The sequence below is a fragment of the Sphingomonas limnosediminicola genome, assembly GCF_039537965.1.
Lineage (GTDB): Bacteria > Pseudomonadota > Alphaproteobacteria > Sphingomonadales > Sphingomonadaceae > Sphingomicrobium > Sphingomicrobium limnosediminicola.
In genome coordinates this window covers 451,072-471,581 of the sequence record NZ_BAABBM010000001.1, presented here as the reverse complement: position 1 = coordinate 471,581, position 20,510 = coordinate 451,072, and the positions used below count along the sequence as shown (strand labels likewise).

The following is a 20,510-nucleotide window of genomic DNA, read 5'->3' as shown; positions in this document are numbered from 1 at the left end:
CATGAACACGGGCTTGGCGGGCTCTGTTCCGGCGACCGGGCTGAAAGTTGCACGCCCCGACGCCTCGCTTATACGCGCATTCACGCTCCCAATATCATTACGATCGCGCAAGAAAGAAGAGCATGACCCTGATTGTTGACGTTCACGCCCGCCAGATCCTGGACAGCCGGGGCAATCCTACCGTGGAAGTTGACGTCACTTTGGAAGACGGAAGCATGGGCCGGGCGGCGGTGCCGTCGGGTGCTTCGACGGGGGCGCACGAAGCGGTCGAGGTTCGCGACGGCGACAAGAGCCGCTGGGGCGGCAAGGGCGTCGGCAAGGCCGTCGATGCGGTCAACGGCGAGATAGCGGACGAAATCGTCGGGCTCGACGCGGAGGATCAGGCCGAGATCGACGGGGCAATGATCGACCTCGATGGTACGGAGAACAAGGGACGGCTCGGCGCCAACGCGATCCTCGGCGTGTCGCTGGCGACGGCCAAGGCTGCGTCGGACGCGCGCGGGCTCCCGCTTTACCGTTATGTGGGCGGAGTCGATTCCAACCTGCTGCCGGTGCCGATGATGAACATCCTCAACGGCGGCGTGCACGCTGACAATGGTATCGACTTTCAGGAATTCATGGTTCTGCCTGTCGGCGCCGAAAATTTCGCCGAGGCACTTCGCTGCGGTGCGGAGATTTTTCACGCTTTGAAGAGCGCGCTCCATCAGGCGGGCCTTTCGACGAACGTCGGCGACGAGGGTGGTTTTGCGCCCAAGATCGACAGCGCGCGCGAGGCGCTCGACCTCATCGGCAAGGCGGTAGACGCGGCGGGCTGCAAGCTGGGCGACGATGTTCTCCTCGCGCTGGACTGTGCTTCGAGCGAGTTCTTCAAGGACGGGGCTTACCGCATGGCAGGCGAGGGGAAGACGCTCTCCCCGACCGAGATGGCGGATTATCTCACCGACCTCGCTGCGAATTACCCGATCGCCTCGATTGAGGACGGGATGGGCGAGGACGACATGGAAGGCTGGAAGGCCCTGACCGATCGCATCGGCGACCATGTCCAGCTGGTCGGCGACGATCTGTTCGTCACCAACGTCAAGCGGCTGGAGCAGGGCATTGCCGACGGCATCGCCAATTCGATCCTGGTCAAGGTCAACCAGATCGGCACGCTGACCGAGACGATCGACGCCGTGCGCATGGCGCAGACGTCGGGCTACACGGCGGTGATGTCCCACCGTTCGGGCGAAACCGAGGATTCGACGATTGCCGATCTCGCGGTTGCGCTAAGCTGCGGCCAGATCAAGACTGGAAGCCTTGCGCGCGCCGACCGTACGGCCAAGTACAACCAGCTTCTGCGCATCGAGGAAGAGCTTGGCGATTCGGCACGATATCCGGGACGGGCGGCGCTCAAATCCTACCGGCCGCGCTGATCCACAAATTTATCCGCGAGATATCCACCAAATCATTCTTTTCACTTGCGTTCATGACTCACTCGTGATTCTTCTTTGAAGGCGATGGGGGGACCGAACCGCATATTTGGAATGATCCGCCGGGCGGCACTGCCGGCGCTGGCGCTAATCGTCGTCGGCACTTTCGCCGGCCACGCCGTTGCAGGGCCGAACGGTATCCTTGCCTGGGGCGGTTATCATCGCGCGTTGAAAGAGCGGCAGGCCGAGCTCGCGCAGCTTGAACAGCAGCGGGTGCGGCTTCGCCACCATTCAAACTTGCTCGACCCGCGCAAGGCCGATCCCGACATGGCCGACGAGCTGGTCCGCAAGGACCTCGGTCTCGTCCGCCCTGACGAGGTTATCGTCCCCCTCGACTAAGTCCGGTGCCGGTTGCCGCGTGGGCAAGCGCCTCCTATAGACCCGCCCGCTTAGAGGAGAGAGGTTGCGTGGCGCGTTCCGCGAATAAAGCCGCTGTTTCACCCGCATCGCAGGCGCCGGATATCGAGCGCCCGCGCCAGCCAGAACGATACAAGGCGTCTAAGGACGAGCTGCTTCAGCTTTATCGCGAGATGCTGCTTATCCGCCGCTTCGAGGAGCGTGCAGGGCAGCTCTACGGTCTCGGACTGATCGGCGGGTTCTGCCACCTCTACATCGGACAGGAAGCGGTTGCCGTGGGGCTGCAGTCGGCGATGACCGTCGGCAAGGACAGCGTCATTACCGGCTATCGCGACCACGGCCACATGCTCGCCTATGGCATTGATCCCAAGGTGATCATGGCCGAGCTGACGGGCCGTGCTGCGGGCATTTCCAAGGGCAAGGGCGGGTCGATGCACATGTTCAGCGTCGATCACGGCTTCTACGGCGGTCACGGCATCGTCGGCGCGCAGGTGCCGCTCGGCACTGGCCTCGCCTTCAAGCACAAGTATAGCGAAGACGGCGGGGTGTGCCTCGCTTACCTTGGCGACGGCGCGGTGAACCAAGGCCAGGTCTATGAAGCCTTCAACATAGCCAAGCTATGGAATCTGCCGGTCATCTACGCGGTCGAGAACAACAAATATGCGATGGGCACTTCGATCCAGCGCTCGTCGTCGGAGCCGCTGCTTTACCGGCGCGGCGAGAGCTTCCGCATTCCCGGCATCCAGGTCGACGGCATGGATGTGCTGGCGGTGCACGGCGCGGCCCAGGTTGCGCTCGAATGGACGCGCGGCGGCAAGGGGCCGATCATCATTGAATTCATGACCTACCGCTACCGCGGGCACTCGATGTCCGACCCGGCGAAGTACCGGACGCGTGAGGAAGTGCAGGATGTGCGTGAGCATCGCGACCCGATCCTGCATGCCGAACGCGACCTTGCCGAGATCGGAGTCAAGGAAGAAGAGCTCAAGGCAATCGATAAGGAAATCAAGGATGTCGTCGTCGAAGCTGCGAAGTTCGCTGAAGACGCGCCGGAGCCGGCGCCGGCGGAACTCTACACCGACGTCCTGGTGGAGAGCTACTGATGCCGCTGGAACTCAAGATGCCCGCGCTGTCCCCAACGATGGAGGAAGGGACGCTTGCGAAATGGCTGGTCAAGGAAGGGGATGACGTCAAATCCGGAGACATCCTCGCCGAGATCGAGACAGACAAGGCGACGATGGAGTTTGAGGCCGTCGACGAGGGTAAGATTGCGAAGATCCTGGTCCCTGAGGGTACGGACGGCGTGAAGGTGGGACAGCCGATCGCGCTTCTGGCCGGCGATGGCGAGAGCGTGGGCGATGCGGCGGCTCCCGTTGCGACGCAGCCGGCGCCTGAGGCCGCGCCCAAGCAGGGCAGTCAGGAAATTCAGGAGCCCGCTTCGCAGCAGACCGAGGCGACGCCAACGCCGCATGTGTTCGAAACGGCCGCGCGGGATCTCGTCGCGGATGTTGTTGCGACGCGCGACGAGCCGGAAGTGCCAGAGGGCACGCCGGTGGTCTCACTGACACTCCGCGAGGCGCTGCGCGACGCGATGGCCGAGGAAATGCGCCGCGACGAGCGTGTCTTCGTGATGGGCGAGGAGGTCGCCGAATATCAGGGCGCTTACAAGGTTACCCAGAACCTGCTCCAGGAGTTCGGGCCGAGGCGCGTCGTCGACACGCCGATCACCGAATACGGCTTCGCCGGCATCGGGGCTGGCGCCGCGATGGGCGGCCTTCGTCCGATCGTCGAGTTCATGACCTTCAACTTCGCGATGCAGGCGATCGACCACATCATCAATTCGGCGGCGAAGACGAACTATATGTCCGGCGGGCAGATGCGCTGCCCGATCGTGTTCCGCGGGCCGAACGGCGCAGCGGCGCGCGTCGCCGCGCAGCACAGCCAGAACTACGGGCCCTGGTATGCCAGTGTGCCGGGCCTGGTGGTCATCGCGCCGTACAGTGGAGCGGACGCCAAGGGATTGCTGAAGGCGGCGATCCGCAGCGAAGACCCTGTAGTCTTCCTCGAAAACGAGCTTCTCTACGGCCAGCACTTCGACGTGCCACAGATGGACGATTACGTGCTGCCGATCGGCAAGGCACGCATCGTGCGCCCGGGCAAGGACGTGACGATCGTCAGCTATTCGATCGGCGTCGGCGTCGCGCTTGAGGCGGCGCAGGAGCTGATGGGGCAGGGCATCAATGCCGAAGTGATCGATCTTCGTACGCTTCGTCCGCTCGACAAGGCGACAGTGCTGGAGAGCCTCAAGCGCACCAACCGGATGGTCGTCGTCGAAGAAGGCTGGCCGCAATGCTCGATCTCGTCGGAGATCATCGCGATTGCCATGACCGAGGGCTTCGATGATCTCGACGCGCCAGTGCTTCGCGTGACCGACGCCGACGTGCCGCTGCCCTATGCCGCAAACCTCGAGAAGATGGCGCTGATCAAGGCGAGCCAAGTGGTCGAGGCAGTGAAGGCGGTCACCTATCGCTGAGCTGACGGACCGCGACCTGGTCCGTAGCTACTGGCCCGTAGAGCTGAGGCCAGCTTTTGATGCGATGTTCGCCATCGACGATGCGATGGCTGATGTCGTCACGCGCGCGACCCAGCCAGCACTAGCAGCAATCAAGCTGGCTTGGTGGCGTGAGCGTTTGGAAGAATTGGACGCGGGGAAGGTGCCGGCTGAGCCACGGCTTCAGGCAGCTGCACGAGAACTACTACCGCGCGGGGTCAGCGGAACGATGCTCGCAGCCCTCGAAGACGGGTGGGTGGCATTGCTGGAGCCTGTGCCGGACATTCCGCGAGCGAAGGAGCGCGGCGCACGGCTTTTTTCAATTGGCGCGCGACTGCTCGGAGTGGAAACGGCCGCTATTGATAGTGAGGGCAAACTCTTCGCGCAGATGGATCTGAGCCGCCGGCGCATTACCAATATCGACGGTCCGGCAGATGTCTTCGTTGTTGGTCGGGCCCCAAGGCGTGCGAGACCAATGACGGCGTTTGCGGCGCTGGCGGCGCGAGACATGCGAGGAAACCACGAGACCCTCGAAGAAGAGGCCACGCCCGGCAGAGCTTGGACGCTGCTTAAACACCGCATCACCGGGCGTTACTGACCGCAGTTGACAGAATTCATTCCGCATTGAACGGCGCCGAATCTCCTGTTCTATTAGGGGGTGCCTCATGGTGCGTTTCCTCGCTCGGGCAGCGGCTTGCTTTCTGCTCATGACCGGGGCGTTTCTCTTTTGGCAGTCTAGCGCTGCCCAAACTTCTTCCCTTCCGAATGCACCCGCGGCGCGCACGAACGGTGCTTCGCTGTTCAATGCATCCCAGCCCTTGGTCGCGCCCGAAGCGAGCCCGAAAAGCCGCGAGGAAAAATGAGGTTCAGCCGCGCCGACAAGAACAAGGACGGCAAGATCGAGTCCGAGGAAATCTTCGGGGCGCGTCGCAAGGCGTTCGCCAAGCTTGACGCCAACGGCAACGGGTCGCTGAGCTTCGAGGAATGGGCGACGAAGACGATCGGCAAGTTCCATGGCGCAGATGTCGATCACAATGGGTGGCTGACTGCGGCCAAATATGCGACCACCGCGCCTCCGCCGCCGAAGAAAAGTCGTTGCGGCTGTTAAATCTGTCGTAAACCCGACGTTACGGGCTTGTGACGATCCATTTTGGCGATAACCCAGCCGGATGGATTTGACGTCTTTGACCTACACGAGCCTCGCCCGCGCCGGCCTCAAGAGATCAGACATTGAAGCAATTCACCGGTCGGCCCGCGAGCTCAACGCGCTCGACGGGTTGACCGGGCTGCTCATCTTCAACGGGACGCATTTCCTGCAGATCGTCGAAGGGACGCGATCGGCGATCGACGCGCTCATGGTGCGTCTTCGACAAGATCCCCGGCATACCGGTCTCGAAATCCGCGACGAGCGGAGGATCGCCGAGCGCTGCTTTCCCGGCTGGGCGATGGAGCTGGCTCATGTCGAAGGTGGCTTTTTCAAGGCCCGCGAAGCGATTGCCGAACGCTTGCCGGATACGGTGCCCGAAGAAATCCAGCTTCGGCTTTTCCGGATGACCGAGCTGATCTCGACCCTCCAGTTCGACGACTAAGCGAGTTCCTTGGCTGTGGGGTCGGCCAGCCAGTCTGCGAACGCGCTTCTGGCACGGACGGTATAGGCTTTCTTGCGATCGGCCTTTTTCGAGCGGCCTTCGGGTGGCGGCATGAGGCCAAAGTTGACGTTCATGGGCTGGAACGTCTCGGCGTCGGCGCCGCCAGTTATGTGGCCTAGCAGGGCGCCAAGCGCAGTCTCGGGCGGCGGTGCGGCCAGCCTGTCTCCGCGCAGCTCCGCCGCGGCATATCTCGCGGCGATCAGGCCGACGGCGGCGCTTTCGACATAGCCCTCGCAGCCTGTGATCTGGCCGGCGAAGCGAATATTCGGTTTTGATCTTAGGCGCAGTTGGGCGTCGAGCAGGCGCGGCGAGTTGATGAAGCTGTTGCGGTGAATGCCACCAAGCCGCGCGAACTCCGCATTCTCGAGACCGGGGATGGTGCGGAAAATGCGGACCTGCTCGCCGTGCTTCAGCTTGGTCTGGAAGCCGACCATGTTCCAGAGCGTGCCAAGCGCGTTGTCTTGCCGAAGCTGGACGCAGGCGTAGGGCCAGCGGCCTGTCTTTGGATTGTCCAGGCCGACGCCCTTCATCGGGCCGAAGCGCAGGGTCTCGGGGCCGCGCTCGGCCATCACCTCGATCGGCATGCAACCTTCGAAGTAGGGGGTATCCTTTTCCCAATCCTTAAACTCGGTCTTTTCGCCGTCGACCAGCGCCTGGACGAAAGCCTGGTACTGTTCGCGGTCCATCGGGCAATTGACGTAATCCTTGCCTCCCTTGTCCCAGCGCGCGGCCATCCAGGCGATGTCCATGTCGATGCTGTCGCGGTGCACGATGGGCGCGATGGCGTCGAAGAAGGCGAGGGCTCCTTCGCCGGTCTCGGCGGCAATAGCCTCGGCCAGACGCGATCCGGTGAGAGGGCCGGTGGCGATGATGGTCGGATGATCGGGTAGAGCGTCGACCCGTTCGCGAACGATCTCGACCTTTGGATGCTGTTCGACGGCGCTTGTGACTTCGGCGGCGAAGGCATCGCGGTCGACGGCGAGCGCGGATCCAGCCGGCACGCGATGGGCGTCCGCCGAGCGCATGATCAGGGAGCCAAGATCGCGCATTTCCTGATGGAGGAGGCCAACCGCGTTGTGCTCGGCATCGTCGCTTCGGAAGCTGTTCGAGCAGACCATTTCGGCGAGCCGGTCGCTCTCGTGCGCCGGCGTGCTGTCGCCGCCGCCGCGCATTTCGCTGAGGCGAACGCGCAGGCCCGCCTCGGCAAGTTGCCAGGCAGCTTCGGAGCCCGCGAGGCCGCCGCCGATCACGTGAACGTCAAACGTCATGGGGCGTTGTCCCTATATCCCGACGCAAGGAGCGCAAGATGATCGACCATATGGGTATTGCGGTTTCCGACATCGACCGGTCGCGCAAATTCTACGAGGCCGCGCTCCGCCCGCTGGGGATGTCGGTGCAGATGGAAGCGACGCCTGAGCAGACGGAGAATGGAAGCACGGCACTTGGCTTCGGCGTGCCTGGAGAAAAGATCTTCTGGATTGCCGACAAGAGCAAAGTCGGAGACGGACTGCATGTCGCCTTTCGCGCTGACCGTCTTGAGCAGGTCGATCAATTTTACGAACAGGCGATGAAGGCGGGCGGTCGCGACAATGGAAGACCCGACCCTCGGCCGAACTATGGGCCCAACTATTATGCGGCCTTCGTTTACGACCCCGACGGCGCGAACATCGAGGCCGTCTGCTACGCTGAAGCATGAAGATCTTCACCATCGGATACGAAGGGACAACGGTCGAGGAGTTCCTCGCCGCGCTTCAGGATGCTGGGGTGAAAAGGGTGATTGACGTTCGCGCCCTGCCGCTGTCGCGGCGCCCAGGATTTTCGAAGTCGCCGCTGCGCGCCGCGCTGGAAGAGGCGGGGATCGAATATGTCCACCTCAAGGCGCTCGGGACGCCGGCTGAAGGACGAGCGGCAGCCCGCGCCGGGCGCCATGCCGACCTCGAGCGGATTTATGCCGGCCAACTCGAGCTTACCGAGGCGATTGCACAATCCGCACAAATGCTCGCGCTCGCGGCGGAGAAGCCAAGTGCCTTGCTTTGCTTCGAGCGGGAACCGGCGCATTGCCACCGCACTCTATTGCTGAACGCGGTCGCTCACGGCGCGGAGGTCGTGGACCTCTACGCCTGAGCGTCGCGGGCTTCAGGCGATCGGCAGTTCTTCCGGACGGGTGTGGCCGTTGAGCAGCGCTTCGATGTCGGGGATCGTGCGGCCGCTCATTTCCTTGTTCACCGTGCAGACGACCCTTTTTTCCACTTCCTTGTGGAGCTTCTTCTTGAGAACGCCGAGCGCCTTGGGCGGTGCGACGATGGCGAGGGCGTCGAAATCGTTGCGCAGCACGCGCGCTTTCAGCTCGTCAGCCGCATCCTTGATCCAGCGGTCCTCTTCCTGCTGTTTGAAGTCGGGCTCTTCATAGGTCGAACGGCCGTAGCCGAAGCTCTGCTGAGTCGAACCCGGCGCGTCGGTCTTGATTTCGCGGTCCTTCCGATCCTCACGCTGGTCGTGCGCTTCCGTGCGCAGGTCGATCTGGTTTTCGTCACCGTGATTGCGGAGGAACAGAACCTTGGTTCCGTCGGCGACGAGGACCAGCGCGTTGTTGGGAAGGGGCATAGACGATAACTCCTTTGACAATGTCAGGAGAACGCGACCCGGCCCCGCCCGGTTTCAGCTGTTCGTCGCAGCAAGAGGCCGCCGGGGCGTCTTACTCCTGCGCCGGATCGGCGGGCTTCTCAAGCTCGCTTTCACCAACGACCGCATCGTCGACCGGCGAATGCTCCTCGCCGCCTTCGATTTCGATCTCTTCCTCGTCGCTTTCGTCGATCTTCGCGACGCTCACGACATGCTCGTTATTGGCGACCTTGAAGATGGTGACGCCCATCGTGTTGCGCCCCGCGATGCGGATGCTGCCGACGGTCGTACGGATCATCTTGCCCTGGTCGGTGACCAGCATGAGCTGCTCGCCCTGCTGGGCCGGGAAGCTGGCGACGACGCAGCCATTGCGCTCGGACGTGTCGATGTTGGTGATGCCTTGCCCACCGCGGTTGGTGCGGCGGTATTCGTAGGCCGATGAACGCTTGCCGTAGCCATTCTCGGTGATGGTGAGAATGAACTGCTCCTTTTCGGCAAGCTCAGCAATGCGCTCCGGCGAGAGCGTGCATTCGCCCTCTTTCTCACCCTTCCACGGGGCGAAGCGGAGATAGGCCTCGCGCTCTTCCTGGTTGGTTCCGACGCGGTGGAGGATCGACATGGAGATAACCTCGTCGCCCTCAAGCAGGCGAACACCTCGGACACCGGTCGATGTGCGCGACTGGAATTCGCGGACATCGGTGGCCTGGAAGCGGATCGCCTTGCCGTGACGGGTCGCAAGCAGGACGTCGTCTTCCTCGGTGAGGAGCGAAACGCCGATAAGGCGATCGGTCGGATCGGCCTGCTCGTCGCTATCGTCGGTCTCGGCGCCTTCGACCGCACCGGTGCCGAAGCGCATCGCGATCTTGCCGGCGGTCGGGATGTTGGTGAAGGCGGCCATGCTGTTGCGGCGGACGGTTCCGTGCGCCGTGGCGAACATGATGTGCAGACCGCCCCATTCCGTCTCATCCTCCGGCAAGGGCAGGACAGTCGAGATCGTCTCGCCATTGGCCAGCGGCAGGAGATTGACCATTGGCCGACCCTTGGTGTTCGGCCCGCCTTCCGGAAGCCGCCACACCTTCATGCGGTAGACGCGGCCGAGGTTGGAGAAGAACAGCACCGGATTGTGCGTCGAGGTAACGAACAGGTTGGTGACCGCGTCCTCGTCCTTCGTCGCCATGCCGGCGCGGCCCTTGCCGCCACGTTTCTGCTCACGGAACAGGGCCAGCGGCGTGCGCTTGATGTACCCGCCCATGGTGACCGTGATCACCATGTCCTCGCGCTCGATCAGATCTTCGTCCTCGATGCCGTCGGCAGCGGGCGCGAGTTCCGAGACTCGCGGGGTGGCGAATTCGGCTTCCACCTCGTCGAACTCTTCGCGCATCACTTCGTAAAGGCGCACGCGGTTCGCAAGGATTTCAAGCAGTTCGCCGATGTTCTTGGCGAGACCTTCAAGCTCATTTCCGATTTCGTCGCGGCCGAGGGCGGTAAGGCGATGGAGGCGAAGCTCGAGAATGGCGCGGACCTGCGCTTCCGACAGACGGTATTCTTTGTCGGCAGTCAGCGGTTCGACCGCCTCGACGAGCGCAATGTAGGAGCGGATCTCCTCCATCGGCCACGCGCGGTCGAGGAGCTTTTCACGGGCAATCGCGGGCGAGGCAGAGCTGCGGATCAGCTTCACGACCTCGTCGAGGTTGGTGACGGCGACGACTAGGCCGAGCAAGATGTGCGCGCGCTCGCGAGCCTTCAGAAGCTCGAACTTCGCCCGGCGGGTAATCACTTCCTCGCGGAAGCGGATGAAGGCTTCGATGAAGTCGCGAAGCGTCAGCGTTTCCGGCTTGCCGCCACGAATGGCGAGCATGTTCGCGGGGAAACTCGATTGCGCCGGCGTGTGCCGCCACAGCTGGTTGAGAACTACATCGGGCGTGGCATCGCGCTTCAGATCGATGACGATCCGCACGCCTTCGCGATTGGATTCGTCGCGAATGTCGGAGACACCCTCGATGCGCTTGTCCTTGGCAGCTTCGGCGATCTTCTCGACAAGGCCGTTCTTGCCGACCTGGTAAGGAATTTCCGTGAGGACGATGGAGCGACGGTCGCCGCGGCTTTCCTCGACGTGGTGCCGCGAGCGGACCATGATCGACCCGCGGCCCGCGGTGTACGCGCCGCGAATGCCTGCCTGGCCGAGGATCAAGCCACCGGTCGGGAAGTCGGGGCCCTTCACATGTACCATCAGGTCTTCGGACGTGACCGCTGGATCGTCCATGTAGGCGCGGCAAGCAGCAAGCACCTCGCCGAGGTTATGGGGCGGGATGTTGGTGGCCATGCCGACCGCGATGCCGCCGGCACCATTGACAAGCAGGTTCGGGAATCGGGCAGGGAGAACCTGGGGCTCGCGCTCCGACGCGTCATAATTGGGCGTGAAGTCGACCGTGTCGCGGTCGATGTCGCCGAGCAGGAAGTTGGCGACCTTGGCCAGCCGCGCTTCAGTGTAACGCATGGCCGCGGGCGGATCCGGGTCCATCGAGCCGAAATTGCCCTGGCCGTCGATGAGCGGGACCCGCATCGACCAGTCCTGCGTCATGCGCGCAAGGGCGTCGTAGATCGCGCTGTCGCCGTGGGGGTGATACTTACCCATGACGTCACCGACGATGCGGCTTGACTTGCGGTACGGGCGCCCGGCGACGTAGCCGGCTTCCTGGCAGGCGTAGAGGATGCGGCGATGGACCGGCTTCAGGCCGTCGCGCACGTCTGGCAGCGCGCGGCTGACGATCACGCTCATCGCGTAATCGAGGTAGCTGGTCTTCATCTCCTCGACGATGGAGATCGGCGCGATGTCGCGGTCTCCGCCGGAGGGTGGGGTGTTGTCGTCTTTGCGGTCGTCGACCGGCGGCTGAGTGGCCAAGAAAAGGTCCTGTATCTTAAGGGTACACGCGGGGGGTGCACGCTGTTGCCGCCCTCCCGATCCCTACCTAGTCCATCGGTCAGGCGATTGCCACCCCGCGCGCGTACGCGCACGCGTGAGAAGACTATCTCGGAAGGCTATTTCGTGAGCGCGAATTTCCCTTCTGAAACAGCCGGTTCAAAGAGCGTTCAGTCGCTTTGCCACATCTGGCTTGGACTCGATATGAGACGGGTCTAATCGGCCTCGGCGTTATTTAAGCCGGCGACCTCAAGCCGGTATCAGGAGGAACTAAGTCATGAAACTCATTAGTAGCAGCGCGATCGTGCTCGTGGCCGGCCTGGTGGCCGCACCGGCCGCAGCGCAATACAACACGCCGACGTCGGCTCCGCAGCCCACGGGCCCGACCCAACCTTCGGCGGCGCCGAAGTCGGATGCTAAGACTCCGACCCTATCCAACAAGGCAGGCAAGGCGATCATCGAGCTGCAGAAGGCCGTGAAGGCCCACGACACGGCTTCCATTCCGGCCAAGCTTGCTGCCGCAAAAGCCGTCGCACAGACCAAAGACGATCATTTTGCTGTCGGCGCACTCCAGCTCGAGGCCGCGCAGGCGGCGAAGGATCCCGCGGGGATGCTGCAGGGGGCTGACGAGATTGCTGCCTCGGGCTTTGCTCCGGCGTCGACGGTCTCGGGAATCTACACACAGCTCGGCGTCGCGGCTTACAACGACAAGAAGTACGCGGAAGCCGCGAGCCTTTTCCAGAAGGCGACCACGATCGATCCCAGCAATGCGGAAGCGGTGAAGTTCCTTGGTCTCGCGCAGAATGCATCGGGTAATAAGGAAGCCGCTTCAGCGACGCTGCTGAAGGCCATTCAGCAGGGCGCTGCGACTGGTCAGAAAGCGCCGGAAGAGCTTTACAAGCAGGCGGTTGGCGTCGCTTACGGCGCACGCTCGCCTCAGGCACTCGAGCTAAGCCGCCAGTGGGTCGCTGCTTATCCGACGCCGGACAGCTGGCACGACGCGCTGGCGATCTATCGCAACATTGGCAACCCGGACTCCTCGCTTGCGCTGGACATCATGCGGCTTGCCAGCGCGACGGGTTCGATGCGGGGCAGCGGGGACTATAATGTCTACGCGTCCGAGACGATCAATTCGATGAACTATGGCGAAGCCAAGGCCGTTCTCGCCGAGGGCATTTCCTCTGGCCGGATCAAGGCGAGCGATCCGGTTATTCAGGATCTGCAGAATGCCTTGAGGGGCAAGACGGCGCCGACAGCGGCGGAACTTTCTTCTCGCGAAGCCGGCGCAAAGGTCCCGAACGCCTACATGCGCGTTGCCGACGCTTATTACGGCGCAGGCAATTACCAGAAGGCCGCCGAACTTTATGGCAGAGCGGCGGCGGCTGGTGCGGACGCGAATGTCGCGAACCTTCGGCAGGGCGAAGCGCTTGCGCGCGCCGGTGACAAGGCCGGCGCCACCGCGGCCTTCAACAAGGTCGGCGGTACGCAAGCGACGATTGCAAAATATTGGCTACTCTACGCTCAGCGGGGCTAAAACTTTCCCCGGGTAAGTTTCGGGGGCGTCGGGCGCGGGTCCGGCGCCCTTTCTTTTTGCGATTTGGCCTCTTGTGTGAACCGTCCCGTTTCGGGATGGTTTACCAACACCTTGTTAGCGGGAATTGAACGCTCGCGTAGAGCCTAGCAGATAGGCTCGTGAGGATGTTGGATTAGGTGCGTTTCGACGATCGTCTCCTGACCGTATTGAGCCAGCCGGCCGGCGACCGCCACGACGCGGCGGTGCGTTGGCGACAGCTGGTCGATCTCGTCGCCCGCGCGGGGCCGGCGAGTGCGAGCCCCGTGGTCGATCACGCGCTGGAGGTGATCCGCACCGAAGCACCGAATATCGACGAGGAATTGCGGGCCGCGGCCGCCCGTGCAGTCGCTGCACGGCCGCTGCCGGTCGGGCTGCTCGAATATTTCGTCTCGGATGGTCTGACAGTTTCGGCGCCAGTGCTCGCGGCGGCCACGCTGGAACGAGCGCAGTGGCAGGCGGTCCTGAGCCATGCCGACGAGGAAACCAGGCGTTTCGTCGAGGCGCTTCATCCGGAAGTACCGGCGGTTGCGGCGCCCGCTGAGCGTGAACCGGCCCCGGAACCTTTTGTCGAATCTCCTGAGGCTCCGGTTCCTGCCCCGGCCACCACGCCAACCCCGACGCCCACGCCGTCACTGCACGACGTTGTCGCCAGGATCGAACGCCGGCGGCGTGCTCGGTCGGCCTCACGTACCGCTTCTCTCGCGCCATTGCCGGTCGAGGCGCCATCGCTCTTTCGCTGGGAGTGCGGGCCGAGCGGAGACATCGCCTGGGTCGAGGGCGCGCCGCGTGGCGCCCTGATCGGCCGGTCGATCGCCCGCGTGCAGGACGATGACGAGGATCGCATCGATGATGAGGTCACCCGGGCCTTTGCGATGCGCGCGCCCTTTCGCGATGGGGAGATGACGGTGTCCGGCGACGGCCTGGTCGCCGGCGAATGGAAGATCAGCGGGTTGCCGGCCTTCGACCCGACCGATGGCCGCTTCGCCGGGTATCGCGGGATCGCCCTGCGCGAGACGGCGCGACCGGAGCCAAGCGAACCGGCAGTCGAGATCCTCGCCGACCCGGATTCGCTGCGCGAGCTGGTGCATGAAATCAAGACGCCGCTTACGGCTATCATCGGTTTCGCGGAGATCATCGAGGGGCAGTATCTCGGTCCGGCCGACTATCGCTATCGCAAGCGCGCCGGCGATATCGTCAGCGAGGCCCGTCTGCTCCTACGAGCAATCGATGACTTGGATTTTGCCGCGAAAGTTCACTCTGCGGGCGGCGGCGGTGAGCGGCGCGTGGATTTGCTTCGTCTTGCCGAGCGGGTGGGCGAAACGCTCTCCGCCGAGGCAGCGCAGCGCAGCGTCGAGCTGAACCTGACGCCGACCACTTCTGCCGTGATCGCGGCCGTCGAGCCGGAAATCGCCGAGCGGCTGCTGATCCGGCTCGGCAGTGCGGTCATCGAGCGCGCCGACGCCGGCGAACGACTGAAAATTTCGCTCGAGCAGAACAATGAGCAGTGCCGGATTTCAGTCTCACGTCCGCAGGCGCTGCGAAGCATTCCGGACGCGCAATTGTTCGACGCGGCGGCGAGCGAGGGGCCTGAGAAACCAGGGCTTCTTGCTGGATTTTCGCTGCGCCTGGTCCGCGGCCTCGCACGGATTGCGGGCGGCGACCTGGCACCGACACGCGCAGGCCTCACTCTGTCCTTTCCGCGTGCGTGACTTGGCGCTATCGCGCCGCTATCGAATCCGACGCCGGGGAGGGCCTGTAGCTCAACGGTAGAGCCGGCCGCTCATAACGGCTAGGTTGGGGGTTCGAATCCCTCCGGGCCCACCAGGGCTTCGATCCGAGCGGCGCTTGGATCGGGGAGGTTATCGGGGAGTGGCGCAGTCTGGTAGCGCATCTGCTTTGGGAGCAGAGGGTCGCAGGTTCGAATCCTGTCTCCCCGACCACCGCCTTTTGAGAGCGGTGGCCGGATGAAGCGTCGGGTTAATGCTTGTTCTCGACCTTGTTGTCGGTCTTCTCGTCGTGGTTGACGTTCACGCTGATGTCAGTGTTGCCGACTTTGTTTTCGATCTTGTCGCCAGTCTTTTGAACATCGTTGCCAATGTCGGCCGCGATATTCTGCGCCGTGTTGCCGACAGCGGCGGCGGTGTTTTCCGCCGTGTTCTGGTCGTATTGAACGGTTACCGAATTGCCTTCCTTGCTGACGTTGCAGGCGCCCAGAAGAAGAAGCGGGATGGCGAGTGCGATGCGCATGGTTTCCTCCATTGTTTGGAGGCCTCAACGCCGCAACTTGCGTTTCGGCTCCGGTTCGATTCCGCCCGATAGCACGGCGAGCATCGCTGTCCATGCCGCGACATTCTGGCGAAGGTCACCAAGGTCGATCTTGTCCAGCGTGTCGTCCGGTGTGTGGTGAAGGTCGAAGTAGTATGTCCCGTCCTGGCTGAGACCTACGCCGGGCGCGCCCGCCTCGATCATTGGGCCGATGTCGGAGCCATCCGCGTCGTCCATCTTGCCCGGGACGATGCCAAGCGGCGCCAGCGCTGCCTGAAGAAGGCGGGCTTCGGCATCGCGATCCTTGCCGAGCTTCGTGTTGACCTTCCAAATCTTGCCTGCGCCGAAATCGCTTTCGGCCATGGCGTAGTGCGGTTCCGACCCGTGGCGTTTCTGATAGTCGAGGCCGCCGAACAGCCCCATCTCCTCCGATCCGAACCAAACGACGCGGATTGTGCGCAGTGGACGGCCCGCGTCCATGATCCGCTTAGCCGCTGCAGTCGCGATTGCGATGCCTGACGCATCGTCGATAGCGCCGGTGCCGAGGTCCCAGCTGTCGAGGTGACCGCCGACCAGGATCGGCGGAAGCTTGGGGTCGCGGCCCGGGAGTTCTGCGATCACGTTGCCCGATGGCGCTGGACCGCTCTGCGAAACCAAGGTCAGATGCATGGTGACCGGCTTGCGGCGCTTCAGAATGCGCTGAAGCTGCTCTGCGTCCGGCAGGCTGAGCGCGCCGGCAGGGATCGGCTTGACGCCAGTACCGAAGGTCTGAACGCCGGCGTGCGGGTTGCGGTGGTAATCGGTACCGATCGAGCGGATGACGATCGCCAGCGCCCCCTTCTGACTGGCGACGGTAGGGCCCTGACGCCGCGGGCCGCCAAAATAGCCGTAGCCGGAGCCGTCCTGCGTGCGCGGCATGGCATGGCTTACGAAGACGATCTTGCCGCGAACGGCGGAGTCAGGCGCTGCCTGCAGGTCGCCAAGCGTGTCGAAGCCGACGACTTCACCTGTGATGCCCGACGGGCCGGTCGAGGCGCTGTTGCCGAGCGCGGCGACGACGAGCCGCTGCGGGAAGGGAGCGAGGATCTCCGCATCTTCGGCGCCGCGCGTCCAGTTGGTGATGGTGAAATTCTCGACGCGGACATTGGAAAAGCCCAGTGCGCGAAGCTTGGCGACCGCCCATTCGCGCGCCCGGGCTTCGGCGGGCGTGCCATCGAGGCGTGGACCGACTTCCGTCGTGAGTCCTTCCGTGATGTCCCAGGCAAAATTGTCCTGAAGCGCCGCGTCGCGGAGCGCAGCAATCTGGGCGGGGACAACCGGCATCGGCGCAGGCGGCTGTTGGGCGAGAGCTGGGGCGGCGGCCGCAATCAGGAAGGCGGCGATTAGGCGTGATTTCATCATTCGGCGCCTAAGCAAGGACGAATGCGAAGTCACGGCTGCGCATCGATTAAATTCACGCGCTGGTCGATTAAAGTAGTCGCATCTGCGCGCCTTCCGGCGGCTGGAACAGGTCGGTGCGCAGCGGGAACTTGGCGTGCACGAGGCCGAACCGCTTGCAGGCGATGTCGAACCTGGTGCGGATGAGGTCGGCCCACGGTCCCTGGCCCCGCATCCGGCTGAAGAAATCGGGGTCGTTGTCGCGTCCGCCGCGAAGGGAGTGGATCGTTGCCATCACCTTGCCCGCTCGATCGGGGAAATGCTCGTCGAGCCAGGCGCGGAATAGCGGCGCCACCTCGTGTGGCAGTCGAACCGGAAGATAGAACCCGCCCGCCGCGCCGGCTTCGACCGCGGCCTCGACGATATGTTCGAGCTCATGATCGGTGATCTGCGGCACCACCGGCGCGATGGCGACGTAGCAGGGTATGCCGGCCTCATTGAGCTGCTTAATCGCCGCGAGGCGCTTGCGGGGTTGCGGCGCGCGCGGTTCCAGCGTGCGCGCGATTTTCGCGTCGAGTGACGTCACCGACAGCGCCACGGAGGCAAGCCGCAGGTCGGCTGCCTGCTTGAGCAAGTCGATGTCGCGCAGCACACGGTCCGACTTGGTGGTGATTGTGAAGGGATGGCGGGTTTCGACCAGAAGCTCGACCAGCGAACGCGTGATGCGCCAGCGCTCCTCGATTGGCTGATAGGGGTCGGTATTCGTCCCCATCGCGATCGGTTTGCACTCGTAGCCCGGGCGGGACAGTGCAGCGTGGAGCAGCTGCGCGGCATTAGGCTTGGCGAAGAGCCGGGATTCGAAATCCACGCCCGGCGACAGGTCGTGATAGGCGTGGGTCGGCCGCGCGAAACAATAGATGCAGCCATGCTCGCACCCGCGATACGCGTTGACCGAGCGGTCGAAGCCGATGTCCGGCGAATTGTTGCGTGTCAGGATCGAGCGCGGATGCTCGATGGTGACGGTCGTCCTGCGTTTCGGAACGCCGTCCAGTGCCTCGACCTGATCGAGCCATTCGCCCTCGACGCTCCGCTCCTGAAGATTGAAGCGCGTGGGGGTGGGATTACGGGTCGCTCCGCGCCCTTGTCTCGACTCGACCGGCATGAGCGCAGCTTACGCTCACGCCAAGAACATAACAAGAACACTTAGCTAGTGAGCGAGCCTTGTCATGCTGGTCGGGAAGCTCGGCCAACGATGTTCGGCAATGGCCTTCAGCGTCGACGTGTCCTCATTGTTCAGGCCTTGGTAGACCCACATGTTCCGAAGGACGGCGGGGACGTAGTAGCGCGTTTCCCAATAAGGGATGCTTTCGATCCAAAGCAGCGGGTCGCCCTTGTCGTTGATCGATGCCCAGCGGCCTACAGGGAGTGGGCCAGCGTTGTAGGATGCGATGACTCGCGGCAGCTGCCCGGCGGTCGCCGTTGAGCTACGCATCAATTCGATGAAGGTTTGGCCATATTCGAGGTTCGTCGCCGGGTCGGACAGGTTGCCGAGCGCCGTGCCGCGGGCGCGCGCCGTGTCGCCGGCAGTGCCGGGCCGAACCTGCATCAGGCCGACCGCGCCGGCCGGGCTGACAGCCGTGCGGCGGAAGGATGATTCCTGCACGACGTGACCGAACGCCAGCGCTGGGTCCACGCGCCAGCCGTTGGCCGGGCTCCAGCGCGGATTGGGATAGCGGTCTGTCGCGTCGGAGCGAGCGCCCGGCTGGCCGTTGTTCGCCAGCCATAGCTGCGCGGCGGGAAGGTCGAGCTTTTTCGCCAGCTGGATCAGGGCGTGATGTTCGGTCGGAAGGCCGATCTTCGCCTGATGGCGCAAGAGTTCTTCGGCCAGCGACGGTTCGCCGATGCTGACGAGTTCCACCGCCCGTTGTACGTTTGGCAATTGTTCGATCGGGGGGTCGAAACCCAGAAGGGGATCGCTCGGCAGCTTGGTGTCCATGCCCAGAGTTTGGCGGGCAACGAGGCCGTAAAAGCTTTCGGGAGATTGGGCGGCGGCTTTCAACAGTGGTTCAACGCCGCGCGGACGGTTGCAGGCCTGCTCTGCGCGTGCGCCCCAATAGAGCGCGCCGGCACGAAGCTCCCGCTGCTGAGCATAGGCCGCGGTTTGCTGGAAGGCGCGAGAAGCGGATTCGCAATCGCCGAGGCGCCAGGAGGCGAGCCCAGATACCCACGCGGCCTGGGCCGACCACTCGCTGGTCGCGCCCTGCCGCCAGGTGTCAGCGACGCGGCGGGCATCGGCATCGAGGCCGAGGACGTAATAGACGAAGGCGATGCGCTGCCCGGCTTCTGCGCGCGCCTCGACCGAGAGCTGCGAGCCATAAATCAGCATCTGCGCCTCGGCCCCTGCCGCGTCATCGGCCTTGATCAGCGGATCGAGGAGGGCGCGGAGTTGGTCGGCGACAGGCTCGCCTTGCACCGGACGAGTTCTATAGCGAACCGGTGCTGCGCCGAGGTTCATTGTTGCGCGCTCGGGGATGACGAGCAGCGGTGTCGTCGCGCCTCGCTTGTAGGCCATCAGCGCGAGCTGGTCGGCCTGGGGCAGCTCCGGTGCTTCGGCGATAAGCGACACCAGCGAGCCGAGGTCGACAACTGGCGAGCCTTTGGCCGTATAGAGTTCAGCCTTCGCCAGCGGCGTCAGGATACTCCGCGGCAGGGTAGCAATGCCGGCCTGCGCCGCGGACCAATTGCCGCTATCGATGGCGTCGAAGACTCCGCGCCAGTCCTTCGGCGCAGCAACGACGACTGGAACAGGTTGGAGGGGCGGGGCGGCCACCGGGTAACCCGGGTTACTCGCCGGGCCAGTCTGCGGTGACGCCGTGCCGGTCGGCATGGGCGCAAGCGGGTCCTGGGCCTGCGCAAGCACCGGCGCGGCCCACATCAATGCTCCAAACGCGAGCATTCCTGCCTTCAAGACTCGTCCTCCATCAGAAGCAATAAGTCCTTCCATGCCAAAGACTTGTCTAAGGGCCGATTAATGAGATGGCGCGGATGAAAGGTTGCAACCGTGCGAACGCCTTCGACCTTGTGGATGTGGCCGCGCGCTCCGACGAGGCGCTTTCCGAGCAGGGTCGTGCAGGGGCCATCCCCAAACAGAATCAGACGCTGCGGCTGCGCGAGGCGGATGTGGTGCCGCGCGATCTCGGCGCATGCCTCGCGATCGGCGGGACTCATCCGAGCGCCGGGTGAGTGGAAGCAGGAAATCGAGGCGCTGTAGGTGTCGTCGGCCGAAATCCCGATGGCCGCGAGCATCCGTTGGGCGAGCTGCCACGCCTCGCCGCCGATCGGCTGGCCTGCAGCCGCATCCTCAAGCGCCGGAGAATCGCTCAGCAGCATGACTGGCGACCGTTCTGGCCCATGCGGAAGCACACGCTTGGCGCCGGGGCCGGCGAGCGGAAGCTGGACGCTGCTGGCGAGCCAGTCCTGAATCTCGGCGAGCGTTTCCTGGCTCGGCTGGACGATGTTGGGTTGGAGCGCGGGCTCTTTGGCAGAAGGCTTGGCGGGTGGCGGCGCGGGCCTTAGCCAGTCGCGCGGCTCTTCCTGCACGGCGATGTCGACCCCGGCCTCGAGCCACCAGGCCAATGCGCTGCGCGCCTCGGCAAAGCCGATTTCTGATACTTCCCCGCCCACTACATCAATCTTCGCCGCCATTGACGCCATGGTCAATCAGTTG

At 63.8% G+C, this 20,510-nt stretch carries 19 protein-coding genes and 2 tRNA genes; 13 read left to right on the top strand and 8 right to left on the bottom strand.

The features are described 5' to 3' along the window. Positions 1 to 122: 122 nt before the first annotated feature. The 7 genes from eno (at position 123) to ABD704_RS02300 (ending at position 5,966) form a co-directional block, all read left to right on the top strand. Entirely contained in the window at positions 123 to 1,412 is a 1,290-nt protein-coding gene (gene eno / locus ABD704_RS02330) for a phosphopyruvate hydratase (protein ID WP_344698084.1), read from the top strand. 111 nt (positions 1,413 to 1,523) lie between these two features. After that, positions 1,524 to 1,808, top strand: coding sequence for an FtsB family cell division protein (locus ABD704_RS02325; protein ID WP_344698083.1), 285 nt, complete (start codon positions 1,524 to 1,526; stop codon positions 1,806 to 1,808). A 68-nt stretch (positions 1,809 to 1,876) separates the two neighbouring features. Continuing rightward, entirely contained in the window at positions 1,877 to 2,929 is a 1,053-nt protein-coding gene (gene pdhA / locus ABD704_RS02320; protein ID WP_344698082.1) for a pyruvate dehydrogenase (acetyl-transferring) E1 component subunit alpha, read from the top strand. After that, positions 2,929 to 4,359, top strand: a complete 1,431-nt coding sequence (locus ABD704_RS02315) for a pyruvate dehydrogenase complex E1 component subunit beta (protein WP_344698081.1) — start codon at positions 2,929 to 2,931, stop codon at positions 4,357 to 4,359. Before pdhA ends, ABD704_RS02315 begins: the two co-directional genes overlap by 1 nt. A gap of 64 nt (positions 4,360 to 4,423) precedes the next feature. Next, complete coding sequence (locus tag ABD704_RS02310; protein WP_344698080.1) at positions 4,424 to 4,975, top strand: hypothetical protein; 552 nt, start codon at positions 4,424 to 4,426, stop codon at positions 4,973 to 4,975. Positions 4,976 to 5,236: 261 nt separating this feature from the next. Next, a complete protein-coding gene (locus ABD704_RS02305) occupies positions 5,237 to 5,485 on the top strand; it encodes an EF-hand domain-containing protein (protein WP_344698079.1) in 249 nt (82 codons plus the stop codon). Positions 5,486 to 5,546: 61 nt separating this feature from the next. Continuing rightward, the gene (locus tag ABD704_RS02300; protein ID WP_344698078.1) at positions 5,547 to 5,966 is read left to right on the top strand and encodes a BLUF domain-containing protein; all 420 of its coding nucleotides are present in this window, start codon (positions 5,547 to 5,549) and stop codon (positions 5,964 to 5,966) included. Here ABD704_RS02300 and trmFO read toward each other — a convergent pair. Continuing rightward, positions 5,963 to 7,294 carry a methylenetetrahydrofolate--tRNA-(uracil(54)-C(5))-methyltransferase (FADH(2)-oxidizing) TrmFO gene (gene trmFO, locus ABD704_RS02295; protein WP_344698077.1) on the bottom strand — a complete coding sequence of 444 codons (1,332 nt, stop codon included), beginning with the start codon at positions 7,292 to 7,294 and terminating at the stop codon, positions 5,963 to 5,965. The two genes, ABD704_RS02300 and trmFO, sit on opposite strands and share 4 nt — an antisense overlap. 38 nt (positions 7,295 to 7,332) lie before the next feature. Here trmFO and ABD704_RS02290 point away from each other — a divergent pair, with 38 nt between their 5' ends. Further along, positions 7,333 to 7,722 carry a VOC family protein gene (locus ABD704_RS02290; protein WP_344698076.1) on the top strand — a complete coding sequence of 130 codons (390 nt, stop codon included), beginning with the start codon at positions 7,333 to 7,335 and terminating at the stop codon, positions 7,720 to 7,722. Next, complete coding sequence (locus ABD704_RS02285) at positions 7,719 to 8,150, top strand: DUF488 domain-containing protein (RefSeq protein WP_344698075.1); 432 nt, start codon at positions 7,719 to 7,721, stop codon at positions 8,148 to 8,150. Before ABD704_RS02290 ends, ABD704_RS02285 begins: the two co-directional genes overlap by 4 nt. Positions 8,151 to 8,162: 12 nt before the next feature. Here ABD704_RS02285 and ABD704_RS02280 read toward each other — a convergent pair whose 3' ends face one another. Then, complete coding sequence (locus tag ABD704_RS02280; protein ID WP_344698074.1) at positions 8,163 to 8,630, bottom strand: host attachment family protein; 468 nt, start codon at positions 8,628 to 8,630, stop codon at positions 8,163 to 8,165. 91 nt (positions 8,631 to 8,721) lie between these two features. After that, entirely contained in the window at positions 8,722 to 11,454 is a 2,733-nt protein-coding gene (gene gyrA / locus ABD704_RS02275; protein ID WP_425565447.1) for a DNA gyrase subunit A, read from the bottom strand. Between the two features lie 391 nt (positions 11,455 to 11,845). Here gyrA and ABD704_RS02270 point away from each other — a divergent pair, with 391 nt between their 5' ends. The 4 genes from ABD704_RS02270 to ABD704_RS02255 all read left to right on the top strand — a co-directional run bounded on the left by ABD704_RS02270 (position 11,846) and on the right by ABD704_RS02255 (position 15,081). After that, a complete protein-coding gene (locus ABD704_RS02270; protein ID WP_344698072.1) occupies positions 11,846 to 13,102 on the top strand; it encodes a tetratricopeptide repeat protein in 1,257 nt (418 codons plus the stop codon). Between the two features lie 176 nt (positions 13,103 to 13,278). Next, positions 13,279 to 14,850: a sensor histidine kinase gene (locus tag ABD704_RS02265; protein WP_344698071.1), complete on the top strand. Its 1,572-nt coding sequence runs from the start codon at positions 13,279 to 13,281 to the stop codon at positions 14,848 to 14,850. Between the two features lie 40 nt (positions 14,851 to 14,890). Then, positions 14,891 to 14,965, top strand: a tRNA-Ile gene (locus ABD704_RS02260). Between the two features lie 39 nt (positions 14,966 to 15,004). Continuing rightward, positions 15,005 to 15,081, top strand: a tRNA-Pro gene (locus ABD704_RS02255). Positions 15,082 to 15,118: 37 nt separating this feature from the next. On the opposite strand, the gene ABD704_RS02250 is transcribed toward ABD704_RS02255, so the two are convergent. From ABD704_RS02250 to ABD704_RS02230, 5 genes are all read right to left on the bottom strand, one after another. Next, entirely contained in the window at positions 15,119 to 15,388 is a 270-nt protein-coding gene (locus ABD704_RS02250) for a Rossmann-fold NAD(P)-binding domain-containing protein (RefSeq protein ID WP_344698070.1), read from the bottom strand. A gap of 24 nt (positions 15,389 to 15,412) precedes the next feature. After that, on the bottom strand, positions 15,413 to 16,804 hold the full coding sequence (locus tag ABD704_RS02245) for a M28 family peptidase (RefSeq protein ID WP_344698069.1): 1,392 nt from the start codon (positions 16,802 to 16,804) through the stop codon (positions 15,413 to 15,415). 70 nt (positions 16,805 to 16,874) lie between these two features. Beyond that, positions 16,875 to 17,945: a PA0069 family radical SAM protein gene (locus ABD704_RS02240; protein WP_344698068.1), complete on the bottom strand. Its 1,071-nt coding sequence runs from the start codon at positions 17,943 to 17,945 to the stop codon at positions 16,875 to 16,877. Positions 17,946 to 17,990: 45 nt separating this feature from the next. Then, positions 17,991 to 19,739, bottom strand: coding sequence for a lytic transglycosylase domain-containing protein (locus ABD704_RS02235; protein WP_344698067.1), 1,749 nt, complete (start codon positions 19,737 to 19,739; stop codon positions 17,991 to 17,993). 8 nt (positions 19,740 to 19,747) lie between these two features. Further along, positions 19,748 to 20,467, bottom strand: coding sequence for a uracil-DNA glycosylase family protein (locus ABD704_RS02230; protein ID WP_344698066.1), 720 nt, complete (start codon positions 20,465 to 20,467; stop codon positions 19,748 to 19,750). Positions 20,468 to 20,510: the final 43 nt, after the last annotated feature.